8 protein-coding genes are annotated in these 17,350 nt (G+C 56.1%); 6 read left to right on the forward strand and 2 right to left on the reverse strand.

Annotation, left to right across the window (positions count from 1 at the left end; all coding sequences use genetic code 11):
- Window positions 1-20 precede the first annotated feature (20 nt).
- A complete protein-coding gene (gene acs / locus FD744_RS13085) occupies window positions 21-1,976 on the reverse strand; it encodes an acetate--CoA ligase (protein WP_097118965.1) in 1,956 nt (651 codons plus the stop codon).
- Window positions 1,977-2,557: 581 nt separating this feature from the next.
- Here acs and gltP point away from each other — a divergent pair.
- The 5 genes from gltP (at window position 2,558) to FD744_RS13110 (ending at window position 14,978) form a co-directional block, all read left to right on the forward strand.
- A complete protein-coding gene (gltP, locus tag FD744_RS13090) occupies window positions 2,558-3,859 on the forward strand; it encodes a glutamate/aspartate:proton symporter GltP (protein WP_058960091.1) in 1,302 nt (433 codons plus the stop codon).
- Window positions 3,860-4,055: 196 nt separating this feature from the next.
- A complete protein-coding gene (gene murQ / locus FD744_RS13095; protein WP_160868427.1) occupies window positions 4,056-4,967 on the forward strand; it encodes an N-acetylmuramic acid 6-phosphate etherase in 912 nt (303 codons plus the stop codon).
- A complete protein-coding gene (gene murP, locus FD744_RS13100) occupies window positions 4,967-6,406 on the forward strand; it encodes a PTS N-acetylmuramic acid transporter subunit IIBC (RefSeq protein ID WP_160868428.1) in 1,440 nt (479 codons plus the stop codon). The genes murQ and murP overlap by 1 nt, the downstream gene beginning before the upstream one ends.
- Before the next feature lie 567 nt (window positions 6,407-6,973).
- Window positions 6,974-13,063 carry an autotransporter outer membrane beta-barrel domain-containing protein gene (locus FD744_RS13105; RefSeq protein WP_160868429.1) on the forward strand — a complete coding sequence of 2,030 codons (6,090 nt, stop codon included), beginning with the start codon at window positions 6,974-6,976 and terminating at the stop codon, window positions 13,061-13,063.
- 370 nt (window positions 13,064-13,433) lie between these two features.
- Window positions 13,434-14,978 (forward strand): PAS domain-containing methyl-accepting chemotaxis protein, encoded by a 1,545-nt coding sequence (locus FD744_RS13110; protein ID WP_160868430.1) that lies wholly within the window; start codon window positions 13,434-13,436, stop codon window positions 14,976-14,978.
- Between the two features lie 74 nt (window positions 14,979-15,052).
- Here the strand turns inward: FD744_RS13110 and FD744_RS13115 are convergent, their stop codons facing one another.
- Window positions 15,053-16,003 (reverse strand): AraC family transcriptional regulator, encoded by a 951-nt coding sequence (locus tag FD744_RS13115; RefSeq protein ID WP_097118970.1) that lies wholly within the window; start codon window positions 16,001-16,003, stop codon window positions 15,053-15,055.
- Window positions 16,004-16,106: 103 nt separating this feature from the next.
- Here FD744_RS13115 and FD744_RS13120 point away from each other — a divergent pair, with 103 nt between their 5' ends.
- Entirely contained in the window at window positions 16,107-17,294 is a 1,188-nt protein-coding gene (locus FD744_RS13120; RefSeq protein WP_160868431.1) for an MFS transporter, read from the forward strand.
- Window positions 17,295-17,350: the final 56 nt, after the last annotated feature.

Below are 17,350 nucleotides of genomic sequence, written 5' to 3' on the forward strand. Positions count from 1 at the left end.
CTCCGTCGCGTCGATGCCGGTTACGGCATGGTGATGGACTGCTTCTCCTCCAGCAATTTCTCTACCACGCCCGGATCGGCCAGGGTTGAGGTATCGCCGAGATTACTGGTATCGCCCGCCGCGATTTTGCGCAGAATACGACGCATAATCTTGCCGGAGCGGGTTTTCGGCAGTGAGTCGGTCCAGTGCAGCACATCCGGCGTGGCAATCGGGCCGATCTCTTTACGCACCCAGTTACGCACTTCGGTATACAACTCTGGCGAGGGCTCTTCGCCGTGGTTCAGCGTGATATAAGCATAGATCGCCTGGCCTTTAATGCTGTGAGGAATACCCACAACTGCCGCTTCCGCAATCTTCGGATGTGACACCAGCGCCGATTCAATCTCTGCAGTGCCGAGACGATGGCCTGAGACGTTCAGCACGTCATCGACGCGGCCGGTGATCCAGTAGTAACCATCTTCGTCACGGCGTGCGCCGTCTCCGCTGAAGTAGCGGTTTTTGAAGGTGGAGAAGTAGGTTTGTTCGAAGCGATCGTGATCGCCAAACAACGTACGCGCCTGTCCCGGCCACGAATCGTTGATCACCAGGTTGCCTTCGGTTGCGCCTTCCAACGCGTTGCCTTCGTTATCTACCAGCGCGGGCTGCACGCCAAAGAACGGCTTGGTGGCCGATCCGGCTTTTAGCTCAATCGCGCCTGGCAGCGGGGTAATCATGAAGCCACCGGTTTCGGTTTGCCACCAGGTATCCACAATCGGACAGCGGCTGTCGCCAATCTTCTTGTAATACCACTCCCAGGCTTCCGGGTTGATCGGCTCGCCGACGGAACCCATGATGCGCAGGCTGCTGCGGCTGGTGCCTTCAATGGCCTTGTCGCCTTCGGCCATCAGGGCGCGGATGGCGGTTGGCGCGGTATATAACAGCGTCACCTTATGCTTATCGACGACTTCAGCCATACGGCTCGGCTTCGGCCAGTTCGGCACACCTTCGAACATCAGGGTAGTGGCGCCGCAGGCCAGTGGGCCGTAAATCAGATAGCTGTGTCCGGTGATCCAGCCGACATCGGCGGTGCACCAGTAGACATCATCTGGATGGTAATCAAACACATATTTGAAGGTGCTGGCGGCATACACCAGATAACCGCCGGTGGTGTGCAGCACGCCTTTCGGTTTGCCGGTGGAACCGGAGGTATAAAGGATAAACAGTGGATGCTCGGCTTCGACCGCGACCGGTTCGTGCTGATCGCTGGCCTTCGCCACCAACTCGTGCCACCAAAGATCGCGGCCTTCGCGCCAGCCAGTGTCTTTGCCGGTGCGCTTGAACACCACCACGTTTTTCACGCTGGTGACGCTCGGGTTGTTCAGTGCATCATCGACGTTTTTCTTCAGCGGAATGCTGCGTCCGGCGCGTACGCCTTCATCTGCGGTGATCACCAGTTTAGCGTTGGAATCCACTACGCGACCGGCCACCGCCTCCGGTGAGAAACCGCCGAAAATGACGGAGTGCACTGCGCCAATACGCGCACAGGCCAGCATCGCCACGGCCGCTTCCGGTACCATCGGCATATAGATGGCGACGACATCGCCTTTCTTGACGCCGAGGCTCAGCAACACGTTGGCAAAACGGCACACGTCGCCGTGCAGTTCACGGAACGTGATGGTTTTGCTTTCGCTGGCGTCATCGCCTTCCCAGATAATCGCCGGGTGATCGCCACGCGTTTGCAAATGGCGGTCGAGGCAGTTGGCGGCGAGATTCAGCGCGCCATCTTCATACCAGCGAATAGAAATATTGCCCGGTGCAAAAGAGGTATTTTTCACCTTGCTGTAAGGTTTGATCCAGTCGAGGATTTTACCTTGTTCACCCCAAAAGGCGTCGGGATCGTCAACCGATTGTTGATACAGCGCCGCATACTGGTCGGCATTAATCAGGGCATTCGCTGCAACGGCAGCGGGTACAGGATGCTTATGTATTTGGCTCATGGCTGACCTCCTTGAAGATGTTAATCATATGTCAATCAAAGGTTAATTGAAGAGCGTGGCTGGGCTTTGTTTCTGTTTTGTAGTCTGGATCACGACCTTTTGTATGCCTGAAAAGCGCCCGAATTCATACTGTTCATCACGGAAACCAATGAGACCCAGTCTGGGGTTTTTCGCGGAATCAGACGTTGTCTCTGGTTAAATAATCAGCAAACGCGCCAGGCGGTTTTTTGCCCGAAATTGAATAGCTATGCGGAAAATTATCGAATTAACACTTTTCATAACAGCGAGTTATGACTAAAAGTTAATGTCAGCATTTTATGCTACTCAGTTGCGCAGGATTTACGCTAACCCCCCAGGGGTTGCAATTACCGTAGTGAAAATGGTACTTATCTCGGCCCTGTTCAGCAGGTATCCACTCAGGCTGCATCATCGCGCAGGCGCAAAATGCTTACGCAGCAGTGTCTGATGCAGTCCACTATAACCCTCTATTTTATCGGGCTTTTGCTCACTTCCCTGTGCGTCATGTCTTCTGCAGCTTCGCAGAGGAGCAAAGGGGTTTTTACTGAGGAAAGTAACGCGTTATGAAAGGTTTTAAGCTCACCCTTGCCTGGCAAATTTTGATTGCCTTGATTCTCGGCGTTATCGTCGGAACCGTGCTGCATAATCAGCCAGACGATCGTGAATGGTTAATCACTAACATTCTCACCCCTGCAGGCGACATCTTCATTCATCTGATCAAGATGATTGTGGTGCCGATTGTGATTTCCTCCCTGATTGTCGGCATTGCTGGCGTTGGCGATGCGAAAAAACTGGGGCGTATTGGTGTCAAAACCATCGTCTATTTTGAAGTGATCACCACCATTGCCATTGTGGTCGGCATTACGCTGGCCAACGTATTCCAGCCAGGTAGCGGCATTGATATGTCTACGCTGGTAACGGTGGACATCTCTAAATACGAAGCCACAACGGAAGCGGTACAGGGAGCGCCTCACGGCCTGGTGACCACCATTCTGTCGCTGATCCCGCAGAACATTTTCGCCTCGCTGGTGAAGGGCGACATGCTGCCGATTATCTTCTTCTCGGTGCTGTTTGGTATGGGCTTGTCAGCGCTGCCTTCAGAACATCGTGATCCGCTGGTGACCGTGTTCCGTTCAGTGTCTGAAACCATGTTTAAAGTGACGCACATGATTATGCGTTATGCACCAGTCGGTGTGTTTGCGCTGATTGCGGTCACTATCGCCAACTTTGGTTTTGCCTCGCTCTATCCGCTGGCCAAGCTGGTGTTGCTGGTGTACGTGGCGATTCTGTTCTTTGCTTTCGTGGTGTTGGGTACGGTCGCGCGCATGTGCAAATTGCGTATTACCACGCTGATGCGCATCCTGAAAGATGAGCTGATTCTGGCCTATTCCACCTCCAGCTCAGAAACCGTGCTGCCACGCATCATGCAGAAGATGGAAGCCTACGGTGCGCCGAAAGCCATCACCAGCTTCGTGGTGCCGACCGGTTACTCATTTAACCTCGATGGTTCAACGCTGTATCAGAGTATCGCGGCGATCTTTATCGCGCAGCTGTACGGTATCGACCTGTCGCTAACCGATGAAATCATTCTGGTGCTGACGCTGATGGTGACCTCGAAAGGGATTGCTGGCGTGCCGGGCGTCTCCTTCGTGGTGCTGCTGGCGACTCTGGGCAGCGTGGGTATTCCACTGGAAGGCCTGGCGTTTATCGCCGGTGTGGACCGCATCATGGACATGGCGCGTACTGCGCTGAATGTGATCGGTAATGCGCTGGCGGTGCTGGTGATTGCGCGCTGGGAAAACCAGTTCGACACCAGGCAGGCCGAAGCCTACGAGCTGGAACTGCGCACACAGAAAGCCAGTTAAGGCCATCAGCCTTAACGAAATGACGACTTCAGCTGCGTAATGCACCTTGATGCGTAGTTAACGAAACCCGCCATCCGGCGGGTTTTTTTATGCCAGCCTCTGCAAAAAGTACAAAAACATGACAACCGATCAGGAATTAACAATTCAAAATAGTATATAGTTTTTTGAATAAATTATTCTTTCACAGGAGTGCGTGATGCAGATCGACCTGAGCCAGATGATCACCGAAGGGCGTAACCCAGCGAGCCAAAACATTGACGAGCTATCCACTGAAGCGATGCTGCGCGTCATTAATGATGAAGACAAAAAAGTGGCACTGGCTGTGGAAGCGATTGTGCCGCAGATTGCGCAGGTGGTGGATGCGATTACTGCAGCCTTCAGTAAAGGCGGGCGCCTCATTTATTGCGGAGCGGGCACGTCGGGCCGCCTTGGTATTCTCGATGCCAGCGAGTGCCCACCGACTTTTGGCACGCCGCGCTCGCAGGTCGTCGGTTTAATTGCTGGCGGCCACACCGCGATTTTGCAGGCGGTGGAGAACGCGGAAGATAACGTAGAACAGGGCGCACAGGATTTAAAGGACATCGATTTCAACGCTAATGATGTACTGGTGGGGATTGCCGCCAGTGGCCGTACACCCTATGTATTGGGCGCGTTAGCCTATGCAAAACAGCAGGGTGCATTTAGCGCGGCGTTAACCTGCAATCCTAACAGCCCGATGTCACAGGCTGCGGATGTGGCACTCACCCCGGTAGTGGGGCCAGAAGTGGTCACCGGTTCTTCGCGTATGAAAGCCGGTACGGCACAAAAGCTGGTGCTCAATATGCTGACCACCGGCGCGATGATCCGCAGTGGCAAGGTGTACGGCAACCTGATGGTGGATGTCGAAGCCACTAACCAAAAACTGGTGCAGCGCCAAATTAACATCGTCAAACAGGCCACTGACTGCGACGATGCCACCGCGCAGCAGGCGCTGAACGCGTGTCACGGTCACTGCAAAACGGCGATTGTGATGGTGCTGGCAGGATTGGATGCCAGCGAGGCCCAGGCGCTGCTGAAGCAAAACAGCGGCTTTATCCGTAACGCGTTGCGTGACGCAGGAGCGCAATAATGGCTGCCATCACCGAAGGATTACTGCGCGATATCCTGCAAGCGGTGGGAGGCGCACATAACATTGTGCAGTGCGGCAATTGCATGACGCGTCTGCGCCTGACGCTCGCGGATGCCACATTAGTCGATCATGCCCAACTGAAAACGCTGCCCGGCGTATTGGGTGTGATCGACAGTGATGCGCAGTTGCAAATCGTACTGGGGCCCGGCAAAGCGCAAACCGCCGCTGAGAAAATGCAGGGATTACTGGATAGCGATGAAACGGAAAAACCGCAGGATCTCAGCACTATTGCTGCCGCCCAAAAGCAGCAGATGAAAGCGAAGCAAACCAGCGCGCTGCACCGTTTTCTCTCCTGCTTCGCCACCATCTTCACGCCATTGATTCCCGGCTTTATTGGTGCGGGTTTGCTGTTGGGATTTGCCACGCTGATTGAGCAGATTTTCCACCTCAACCAGCCCGGTGAACATGCGCAGTGGCTGCTGAATACCGTGGCCTACATGAAAGTGTTCGGCAAGGGGCTGTTCACCTTCCTGAGCATCCTCATTGGTTATAACGCGCAGAAAGCCTTTGGTGGCACCGGCGTGAACGGTGCCATTATCGCGTCACTGTTTGTGCTCGGTTATATGCCAAAAGCCACCGTGGGTTATTACAGCGGAATGTCAGATTTCTTTGGCATGGCGATTGACCCGCGCGGCAATATTATCGGCGTATTATTGGCGGCGATATTCGGTGCGTGGATTGAGAAACAACTGCGTAAAATTATCCCCGATAATCTCGACATGATTTTGACATCGTTACTCACGTTATTAATTACCGGCGCCATCACCTTTATGGTGATTATGCCGATTGGCGGTGAGTTATTTAAAGGCATGTCATGGTTGTTTATTCATCTCAATAACAATCCCTTTGGCTGCGCTATTTTGGCCGGTCTATTTTTAATTGCAGTGATGTTCGGGATTCATCAGGGTTTCATTCCGGTCTATTTTGCGCTGATGGAAACCCAGGGCTTTAACTCATTATTCCCGATTCTGGCGATGGCGGGTGCGGGTCAGGTTGGGGCTTCTCTCGCGCTGTGGTGCAAGGCCGATAAGCACTCGCTGCTGCGTACGCAAATCAAGGGCGCAATAGTGCCGGGCCTGTTGGGCGTGGGCGAACCGTTGATTTATGGCGTTACGCTGCCGCGCCTGAAGCCATTTATTACTGCCTGTTGTGGCGGTGCGCTGGGTGGATTCTTCATTGGTCTGGTAGCCTGGCTTGGTCTGCCGGTGGGGATGAATACGGTATTTGGGCCTTCCGGATTGGTTACGTTGCCGCTGATGACCTCTTCACAGGGGATCTTTGCCGGTATGGCGGTGTATCTCGCCGGATTAATCGTGGCGTGGGTCGGTGGATTTGCCTTTACCTGGTGGGGCGGAACCAAAGGCGTCGATCTCAGCTAATGCCATGGCTATTCACCGTAGCAGCACACGACATCATGCCGCTACGGTGAAGCTGGAATGAAGCCTGAGATGGCGTGCCGCTACGGGGGATACGCCGGCAAAACCTTGAAGATTGAATGAATTTAGATGTGATCTACGTCACGTTTTTGCAATTCGCCGTATCGCTTAGCCTGGCGCTGATATCGCCGGACATGCCGTGCCATTCGTAAGTAAACTGCTAAGAAAAAATAAAGAAACTATTAGTAAGATAGCAGGCTAATTATTGGAAACTTCTGGACTCAATTATTGCCAATAATTTCTCCCGCCTCACAAATATTTCGCTATTATGACAACGGGTTACCTTCATTTACCTTTTGCGTCCGATGGCAGAAAAGTCTATACCTAAAGCCAATTAATCTATAAAAACAGTTTAACCTCTTATTCGCTGCACCAGACTTTCTTCACACAGTGGCTCTCAGAAATTAATTGCTCATCGGGGTTGGTGTTATTCCTGCCGTTGTATCCCTCGCGATGAATTTAACGCTGTTGCAATAACAGCGTGGACGCTGCACGCCCACTGGAGGAAGTATGAAGTTTAAATTAAACCCGATTGCGTTCGGAATATTAGCCGCGCAGGCGCTGTTTTATCCGGCGATAAGCGCGCAAGCCATTACGTTGGGAAGCTATTCACCGCAGGTTAATGACAACCTCTTTGGCGAGCAGCGTATTGACGTTAATGGCAGTAACGAAACGCTGGACGGCAATCCTGATTTTGCACCGGGAACGGATGGATCAGTGAACTCCAGCCTTGGACAGGTCAACATCACATCGGGCGCGCAGTTTCTTAATCAGACCCGTCTCGATCCCGGCCCGCAGAACTTCGCCATCACCGTGCCCGATCCTACCACGGGCGGTAACACCACCTTCCAGGTCTATAACTCCGCCAGCCTGGTCGCACAGACGCCAGTCACCTCCGATACCGTAGTGCCGGACGTGGTTAACGTTAACGGCGATCAATACATCAATACGCGTGTTGCGGATGTCTCGAACGGTGGCACGCTTGATGTGAATCTTGGGCAAGCGAATGCGGCCAGCAGTGCCAGCACCAACAGCTGGAGCATGGCGGCGAAGCAGACCACGCTGTTTCAGGTGGGCAGCGACAGCACCCTGAACTGGAATTCCAACAACCGCATCAGCTTCTTTGGCACTGCCGCCACACCGGATGGTGCCGGCGCGACGCAAACCTTTCAGGTGCAAAACCTCGCCACCTACAATGGCAGCGTGAGCGTACAGACGCTGGATGGCGCCACCAACACCTTCACCGTGACCAATGCCAGCGAACTGCAGACCTACAACAACTGGCTGATTGGTCAGTTGCAGGCGGGCAATCTGGATAAAGCCAACTACCTGACCGAGTTCAACAAAGCGGTGACCGTCACCAATGGCAATATTGTGTACGACGTCAGCGCCACACCGCCGGATGAAGTCACGCTGCAGATTGGCAACCGCATCGTGGTCAATGCCGATGGCCCAGACGCTCGCGTCAATCTCGCGGCGGGCAACACACTGGAAGTCGTGGGTTCGACAGGCGGGGCGATTAAAGCCTCCAACGGCGCGCAGGCGGTGATTGATGGCAAGCTTGCCAGCCGTGGCACCCTCGCGAATAACGGCACTGCACTGGTGCTTTCTGGTAACAGTAGCGGCAGTACCAGCACGACTGGGGTGATCAACGGCGGTTTCCTCAATCGCCAGGATGGCACCGGCGTCGGCTCCACCGGCTATGGCGCTAACGGCGTGCTGGTGCAGAGCGGCAGTGCGTTCAACAACAACGGCATCGTCAACCTGGCCACCACCGGCAGCAATTCGCAGTACGGCGTAGCCGGTGTTCGGCTGGAGGATGACGCCACATCCAGCAACAGCGGCAATATCAACGTGGGCGTGAACGGTTCCAGCGCGCGCGGTACAGCATCGGGCGTACTGCTGACATCGCCGACCTCCACCTTCACCAACAATGCTGATGGGCAGATTTATATTGGTCGTGGTCCACAGAACAGCCTGACCGACAACGTGGCGGATACCGCCATGAATCAGAGCGGCCTGACCAGCGGGATCGCGCTGGTGGCTAACGGCTCTGCCACCAACAACGGCAACATCGTGATTGGCTCAAAGGTGCAGAACGCGGCGGGCATGTCGGCGACCGGTGCCAGCGGGGTCACGATGGTCAATAACGGCACCATTGATGTGAATGGTGCTGCCGCGACCGTGCCGCGTGAAAACGTCGGGATGTCGGTGACCAACAGCAGCGGCACCATCGATAACAGTGGCACCATTAACCTTAACGGCGTCAATGGCACGGGCGTGAAGGTGGTGGCGACCAGTGGCAATAACGCTTCTGCAAGTTCAACGGGGACCATTAACGTTGCCGGGGGGGCCGATCCCGCCAGCGGTACACGCAACTTTGGCGTGTGGGTGGAGGGCCAGGGCACCGGTCAGGCCAGCGCAGACGTCAACGGTCCGGTGAATCTGAGCGGCACGGGCGCGATTGGCGTGCACGCACGCGGCAATGCCACGGTGGAAGTAGCGGCTAACGCAATACCGACGTTCAGTAACGGCAGTAATCAAATCGCTTTCTTCGCCTATGGCCCCAATGCGCGGATTAACATAGCAGGCAACAATCCGTTCAATGTCACCACCACCAACTCGACACTGTTCCGCGTTGAGCAGGGCGCGGATTTTGACGGCACCGATCTGTCACTCACCGCATCGGGCGCGGGTTCTGTGGCGGTGAACGGCACCGGCACCGGCACCGGCGGTACCGAAGTGAACACCCGCAATGCCACGCTCAACGTCAGTGGTGCAGGCGCCACTGGAGTGAATATTGAAGGCGGGGCAACGGGCACCATCGACAATGACACTACCATCAACCTCACCGGCAACAACGCGATTGGCGCGATTGTCGATGGGCAAAAGCATACGCTGGCAGGCAGTAATAGCGGTGCGCCGGTGACCAGCACGACGTTAAGTTCTGCTGCGGCACTCAATTCATCGCAAAGTGGATTAATTGGCTATCTGGCGCGCAATCGCGCACAGCTCAATAACACTGGCAACATTGCTTTCAGCGGCGCTAACGCCATTGGCATTCGCGTGGAGAGCGGTGCGACCGGTACTAACAGCGGTAACATCAGCATCAACGATGGCGGCACCGGCATTGCGGTGAACAGCAGCGGCAGCACGGCCAATACCACGGCCAACAACAGCGGCAACATCGACGTTAATGGCGGCAGCACCACCAGCCGCAGCCGGGGCGTGAGCGCCAGCGGTAGCCGGGCGATTGCTAACCTCAACAGTGGCAGCTTGAATCTTAACGGCACAGGTGCGATAGGCGCGGAAGCGCTCAACGGCGCATTGGTGAATATCGCGACTGGCTCGACGCCTAACTTCAACAGCAGCGATCAGATTGCTTATCACGCGGCGAGCAGTGGTTCACGTATCAACTCTGCCGCCAACGCGCTGGACGTGAATACGCTGAATTCCACCGGATACCGTATTGATGATGGCGCTGGGCTGAGCTTCAGCAACCCAGCGACGCTCACCGCCAGTGCTGCCAACAGCACTGGCGTGATCGTTTCTGGCCGTGGCAGCACGCTGAACACGGCGAATGCCAGTTTAACCGCCAGTGGTCAGGGCAGCACGGCGATCCGCACTGAAGGCGGGGCCGCGACCACGCTTGATAGCGGCAGCAACATTAATGTCAGTGGCAGTAACGCAGTCGGCGTGCTGGTCAATAATCTGCGCACCGATCTGAGCAACGCGCTGGATGGCACCTCAGCGGCCACCACCGTCACCAGTAATGGCAATCTCAACGGCGCAGGCAGCAACGCCATCGGCTTTGATGTCACCAACGGCGCCACGCTGGTCAACAACGGCACGGTAGACCTCACCGGCAGCGACAATATCGGTATCCGCTCACGCGCGGGCAGTACGCTGACCAATAACGGTACGGTCAATGTGGCGAACGGCACCGGGTTGGATGTGTCTGGCAGCGGCAGCACGCTGGCCAAAGGCGGCGTGATCAATGTCGATAACGGTGTGGCAGGCGTGCGCATCAGTGACGGCGCACAGCTGGCGTTAACCGGCAGCGATACCGTGATCACCACGCGTGGCACTGCGCACGGCATCCTGCTCGATAACGGTGCCAGCGCGCTTAGCGCCAGCGACGCCATGGTCAACGTACTGGGCAGCGGCAATGGCATCGAAAACCGGGCAGAACTTAGCAATGTTAGCCTGAGCAACCTGACGCTCAACGTGGCGAATGGCAACGGGATCCGCACTGCGGTGCCGTTTGATCCGGCCTCAACGGTGACCACCAATGTGACCGGCAGCGGTACGGGTCTGAACATCGCTAATGCGGATGGATCGACCACCAGCGGCGATTTAACACTGGGCTCCGGCTATCAATTTAATGTCACCGGCGCGGGCGGCAGCGGCATCCGCGCCAACACCACCGGCAATGTCACTACCGCCGCAGATGTCACGATCGATAATCCAGCAGGCGGATCGGCACTGATCTCCAGCACGGCGGGCACTATCGTCAACACCGGGACGTTCACCTCCAACAGCCTGACGGCGCCGGTGGTGGATTTGCGCGGCGGTAAAACCCTCTTCGAAAACTTCGGTAACATCATCACCGTCAATCCACAAACCGTGGCGGTGGCAGGCAGCAATGCTAATGATGAAATCCTGCTGACCGAAGGGGAGGTGCGCGGCGATATCAACCCCGGCGGCGGGGCCGATGTGTTCCGCTGGACGGGCGGATCGCTTAACGGCAGCCTGACCATGGGCAATGACAATAACAATAATGCGGAGGTCAGTAAGGTGGATCTCGGCACCACCTACCACCTCACCAGCGGCAGCGGAACCGGAAACACGCTGACGTTTAATCAGATCGATTCACGTGGCGGCAGCCTGGGCGCTGACGATCTCAATAAAGGGGTAAACCTCGGCAGCGGTTGGAGCACCATCAATTTTACCGATACGCAGTGGACGCTCACTGACAACCTCAAACTGGCGCACAGCACCATTAATATCGATGAGAATTCAACGCTGTATGCGGGCAACAATGTGCATCCGACGTTAGCGGGGGGCACGGCGGATTCACTCACGGTGAACAACGCCGGTATTCTCGACCTGACTAACGGCGCGGGATCGCCGGGCAACACCTTGAATATCAATGGTTCGCTGGCTTCCAGTGGCGGCCAGCTTAATCTGATCACTGACCTTAACGCAGGTGGCGCGCTGAACAACCAGTTCACCGACCATCTCAATGTCACGGGTAATGCCACCGGCACCACGCTGGTGAATATCAAACTGACCGACAGCAGTACCGGCGCGCTAACGGACCTGAATCGCAATGGCGGCATTGAAGGCAACGAGGGGATTTCTCTGGCACAGGTCGCGGGTAGCGCTGGCCCTGAGAGTTTTGCGCTTAAAGACGGCTATCTCGGCGCGGGGCCGTGGCAATATCGGCTTTACACCTTCGCACCGGGCAGTACCGATCCCAGCCAGCGTTTAGTCAGCGGCAGTGGCAACAATTACTGGGATTACCGGCTGGCGAATTATTACGTGTGTGAAGATGGCGCCAGCTGCCCATCGACCTTTATTACCGATGCGTTCGGCAGCGGGCAAAGCTACGATGCGCGTCCCGCTGTGGTGCCGCAGGTGCCTTCCTATATCTCCGCCCCGGTTGGCCTTGCTTATTACACCTCGGCGATTATCGACGATTTGCATAAGCGTCTTGGTGAGTTGCGTCATGAGCAGACACGACCGGAAGGCGATGGCGGCGAAATGTTCCTGCGCTACATCGGTTCCAACCTGAAATACAAAAGTGACCAGCGCTTCCGTGATTACGGCTATGACTTCGATCTGGATTACAGCGCGGTGCAGGTGGGGGGTAACGTGCTGCGCCTCGACGGTGAGAAAGACAGCCTGCGCGGTGGCTTAGCCTATACCCGAGGTAACACGCGCATCCGTCCGGATGCCGCCGACGGTTACAGCAGCACCACCTTCGATAGCGATAGCCTGGCCTTTTACGGCACCTGGCAGCGTCAGAACGGGTTTTATCTGGATGGCGTGCTGTCATTCGACTGGCATCGTGGTGAAACCGATATCGCACGGCAAAAACAGGAAGCGAAGCTGAAGGGCCATGGCTGGACGGCCTCACTCGAGAGCGGTTATCCGTTTGCTCTCGGCGATGGCTACAAACTGGAACCGCAGGCGCAGTTGATGTACATGAAGCTGAATATGAACGATTTTACCGATGAAGATGGCAACAAGGTGCGTTACGGCGATTACAACCAGACCATCGTACGTTTGGGCGCACGACTCGATCGCACCTGGACGGATGACAGCAACCGCCAGTACACCCCTTACCTGCGCGCCAATTACTACAAAGGTTGGGGCGGCACGGCGGACACCAACGTCTCCTCGGTGGAAAACCCGGCATTGAGCGCCACTTTCACCAGCGGCCACTTTGGTCAGATGTGGGAAGTGGGCGCAGGCGGCACCGCCACGTTGCAGAAAGATGTGTCACTGTATGCGGAGGCGGATTACCGCAAAGAGATCAGCGGCAACGGTGCCAAAGGTTGGCGCTATAACGTGGGCGTGAGGTGGCAGTTTTAAATGAGGACATTTCAAGCGTTGCCTTTAATGTCGTCATTAAAGGGCTGCGGTATTTGGACAAGTCGCGTTATATGGCGTTGTTAAACGGATACGGGATTTGGCCAGGTCGCCATTAATTGCGGGTTGGTTCAGGTGCACATGGATGTGCACCTTGCCCATCTTGCGCCTCAGCAAAACCTTGATTTCATATACTCTAAATAAAATTTTATCGATCAATTTCTGCCACAAAAAACAAGGGTATTATTCCTCATGGCTTTAATTCAGGATAAAAATTAATTCTTCGTGCTAAAGCCTGCCTGCTCTGCTGCCGAAAAGGTAAAAAAGTGTAATCGATTTTTCCTTTAGCCTGCATTTTGCAAGGACAACACACATGCGGAACAACCAGCCTATCACTCAGCGTGAATTTATCTTTGATGATGACGCCACGCTGATGTCGACCACCGATCTCAGCAGCCACATAACCTATGCCAACGACGCCTTTATTGAGGTTAGCGGTTTCGAGCCGGAGGAGGTCAATGGGCAACCGCATAACATGGTGCGTCACCCGGATATGCCGCCGGAAGCGTTTGCCGACATGTGGACCACCCTGAAACAGGGCGAACCCTGGACCGCGCTGGTGAAAAATCGTCGTAAGAACGGTGATCACTATTGGGTGCGAGCCAATGCGATTCCGGTGGTGCGCGAAGGTAAGGTGCAGGGTTACATGTCGGTACGCACCAAACCTTCCGCCGAAGAGATCCGTCAGACCGAAGCGCTGTACCGTGATTTCCGCGAAGGGCGGGCCAAAGGCCGCCGTTTCCATAAAGGGTTGCTGGTCGGCACCGGCTTGCGTCGTCTCGGATCACTGTTAAAAATTATGCCGCTGCGCTGGCGTATTCGCTCTACTTTGCTGGCCGTACTGCCGCTGTCTGTTATCGGCGTCTGGCTGCTGGGGATGGCACCGATGGCGCTGGGCGGCTTTGCCGCAGGCATGGCAGGTTTATTGCTGCTGGCGAGCCTATGGCTGGAGCAGCAGATTTCCCGTCCGATGGAGCGTATCTGCCGCCAGGCTTTAAGCGTCGCTACCGGTGCCAGTCATAAGGTGGAGCAGCTGGATCGCGTGGATGAAATCGGCATCACCCTGCGCGCCATCGGACAGCTCGGCCTGATGTTCCGCTGGCTGGTGGATGATGTGAGCGGCCAGGCGATCAATGTACTCAGTGCCAGCGGTGCGATAGCGCGCAGCAACGACGAATTGAGCCGTCGCACTGAGCAGGCGGCGGCCAACGTGCAGCAGACTGCCGCCACCATGAATGAAATGACCGCCACGGTGAAAAGCAACACCGATACGGCTAATGAAGTAAACAAGCTGTCAGAAAATACCAGCCACGCCGCGCTGAAAGGCGGTGAAGTGATGCAGGAGATGGTGGGGATGATGGCGGAGATCGCCGACAGCTCGAAACGCATCGCCAATATTACCAGCGTGATTGACGGCATCGCTTTCCAGACCAACATTCTGGCGTTAAACGCCGCGGTGGAAGCGGCGCGTGCCGGTGAGCAGGGCAAAGGGTTTGCGGTGGTCGCGGGCGAGGTGCGCAGCCTGGCGCAGCGTAGCGCCAAAGCCGCCAGTGAAATCAAAACGTTGGTGGAAACCAGCGCGGGTCGCGTGCAGTCGGGCAGTAATCACGCTGATGCGGCCGGGCGCACCATGCAGGATATTGTCGACCAGGTGCAAAATGTCACGGCATTGATTGCCCAGATCAGTTCTGCCACGGCGGAACAGTCCATCGCGTTAAGTGAAGTGAGTACTGCAGTGGAAGATCTCGACGATATCACGCACCAGAATGCCGCTCGCGTGGCGGAAAGCGCCGAAGCGTCCGGGCGCATGACGCGTCAGGCGAATCGCCTGGTGGAAGCGATCAGCGTGTTCCGTTAAAGGATCTTGCACGCGGCGCGAAATGCACCGAAGCGTCAGGAGAATCGCTTGGTGGAAGCGATCGGCGTGTTGCGTTAAAGCGTCTCGCGCGCTGCCCTTAATGCGCCGGGTGGTGAGCCAACAATGCGTTTAAACGCCCGGCTAAACGCCGCCAGCGAGCCGTATCCGAGGTGGAAGGCGACGCTTTCCACCGCTTCGCCCTCATTGACGATACGTTCCACCGCCAGCCGCATGCGCAGTTCAGTGAGGTAGCGCAGCGGCGTCATGCCGGTAGCCGTTTGAAAACGGGCGGCAAACACTGAGCGTGAACTGCCCGATTCGCGTGCCAAACGCTCCACCGTCCAGTTTTCGCCCGGCTCACGATGCATGGCTGCCATCGCCAGGCTAAGACGCGGATCGCGCAGTGCCTGCACTAATCCACTGCCTTTGCCGCAGCCGTTTTCCACCCAGCCGCGCACAATCTGTGCCGCCACCACATCCGCCAGTCGGGACAGAATCCCGGCGAAACCGGCTTTGCGCTCGCGGGTTTCACGCTCCATCGCATCGAGAATCGGCTGGATTTCCGGGTACTGCGCCAGCAAGGTACTCACCAGCATGACATCCGGCATGGTGTGTACCAGCGGCTGCATGCCGCCGAGTTCAAACGCCATGCAGGCGCTAAATAAAATGACATCGCTGTCGTCCGGGCAACCTTCGCTGCTGTCAGCGATGTCACAAACGCTGCCACAGATCGGTTTGCTGTTGAAGGTGCCAATCGGTTCACAAATGGCGTCTTCGCTGGAGATCAACGCGTGCGCTTTGCCGTGCGGGATCAGCATCGCATCGCCTGCCTGCAACGGATAGATCACGCCAGACGCTGAGCGGATCATTAACGATCCACGTCCAACAAAGTGCAATTGTGCTTTGCCCGGCGCGTCATCGTATTGCAAACCAAAAGGGTTATGTAAGGCGATACGCTGATATTTCACGCCGTACAGGCGCATGCCCATTAGCAGTTCACTGGTCAGATCTTCATAGCGGCTCATACGAATCCAGACGAATTATCAAAAAACAAAGTTTTTGTATCATAGATCGTCTTGCGTCATCTCACTATGCTTACAACCTGAATTTTTGTGATGGGGATCGCAAATGAGTCTGGATACTGAAGTAGTCGAAACAAGTATAGCGGTGGATAAACCTGCATGGGGCGCGGTGTTTGCCATGGCATTTGGCGTGTTCGGCCTGATTACTGCCGAATTTCTGCCGGTGAGCTTGCTGACACCGATTGCCGACTCGCTGCAGGTGAGCGAAGGGCAAGCGGGCCAAACGGTGACCGTGACTGCGCTGGTGGCATTGCTCACCAGTCTGGTGGTCGGCAACCTTACGCGTCGTCTCGATCGTCGCGTCGTGATGCTGGCCTTTACGCTGCTGCTGATTGCCTCGGCGCTGTTGGTGGCCTTTGCAGAAAATCTGCCAATGATCCTGCTGGCGCGTGTGCTGCTCGGCATGGCGATTGGCGGCTTCTGGACGCTTTCCACTGCCATCACTATGCGACTGGTGCCCAGCGATCAAGTGCCAAAGGCGCTGTCGATAGTGTTTAGCGGCATTTCGCTGGCCACCATCATTGCCGCACCGTTGGGCAGTTATCTCGGCGGCATTATTGGCTGGCGTAATATCTTCCTGCTGACCGGTGCATTGGGCGTGCTGGCGCTGTTCTGGCAGTTCTTCACACTGCCTGCGATGCCACCAGAGAATAAAGCGCGCAGCGGCGGCGTGCTGGATCTGCTGCGTAACAGCCTGATGCGCTGGGGCATGCTGGCAGTGATCATGATGTTCACCGGTCACTTTGCCTTCTTTACTTATCTGCGTCCGTTCCTGGAAAGCAGCGCGCAGCTCAATATCAATCAGCTATCGCTGGTGCTGCTGGCGTTTGGCGTGGCGAACTTCTTCGGCACCTCACTGGCGGGTTACCTGGTAACGCGCAGCGTGTCGCTGACGCTGACCGGCATGGCGCTGGTAATGAGTGTGACGGCGGTGGTGCTGGTGAGTTTTGGCAATCTGCCGTGGCTGGTCGGTGCCGGCGTGGCGGTGTGGGGCCTGGCATTCGGTTCGATGCCGACCGGCTGGTCAACGTGGATCTCCCGGGCGGTGCCGGATGATGCGGAATCCGGCGGCGGTTTGCTGGTGGCGACCATTCAGTTGGCGATCACCGCAGGTGCTGCGGCCGGTGGCTGGATGTTTGATCTCAATGGCGCGGGCGGTGTGTTCCTCGCCAGCGGCGTGCTGATGCTACTGGCGGCTATCACTATTTTCACCCGCGTTCGTCATCACGGTTAAATAGCTTGCTGTGTCAGGGTCGCCATCAGCGTCGATCCTATAAAAAGCTCACATAC

It is taken from the genome of Pantoea sp. Taur, from assembly GCF_009830025.1.
GTDB lineage: Bacteria > Pseudomonadota > Gammaproteobacteria > Enterobacterales > Enterobacteriaceae > Pantoea > Pantoea communis.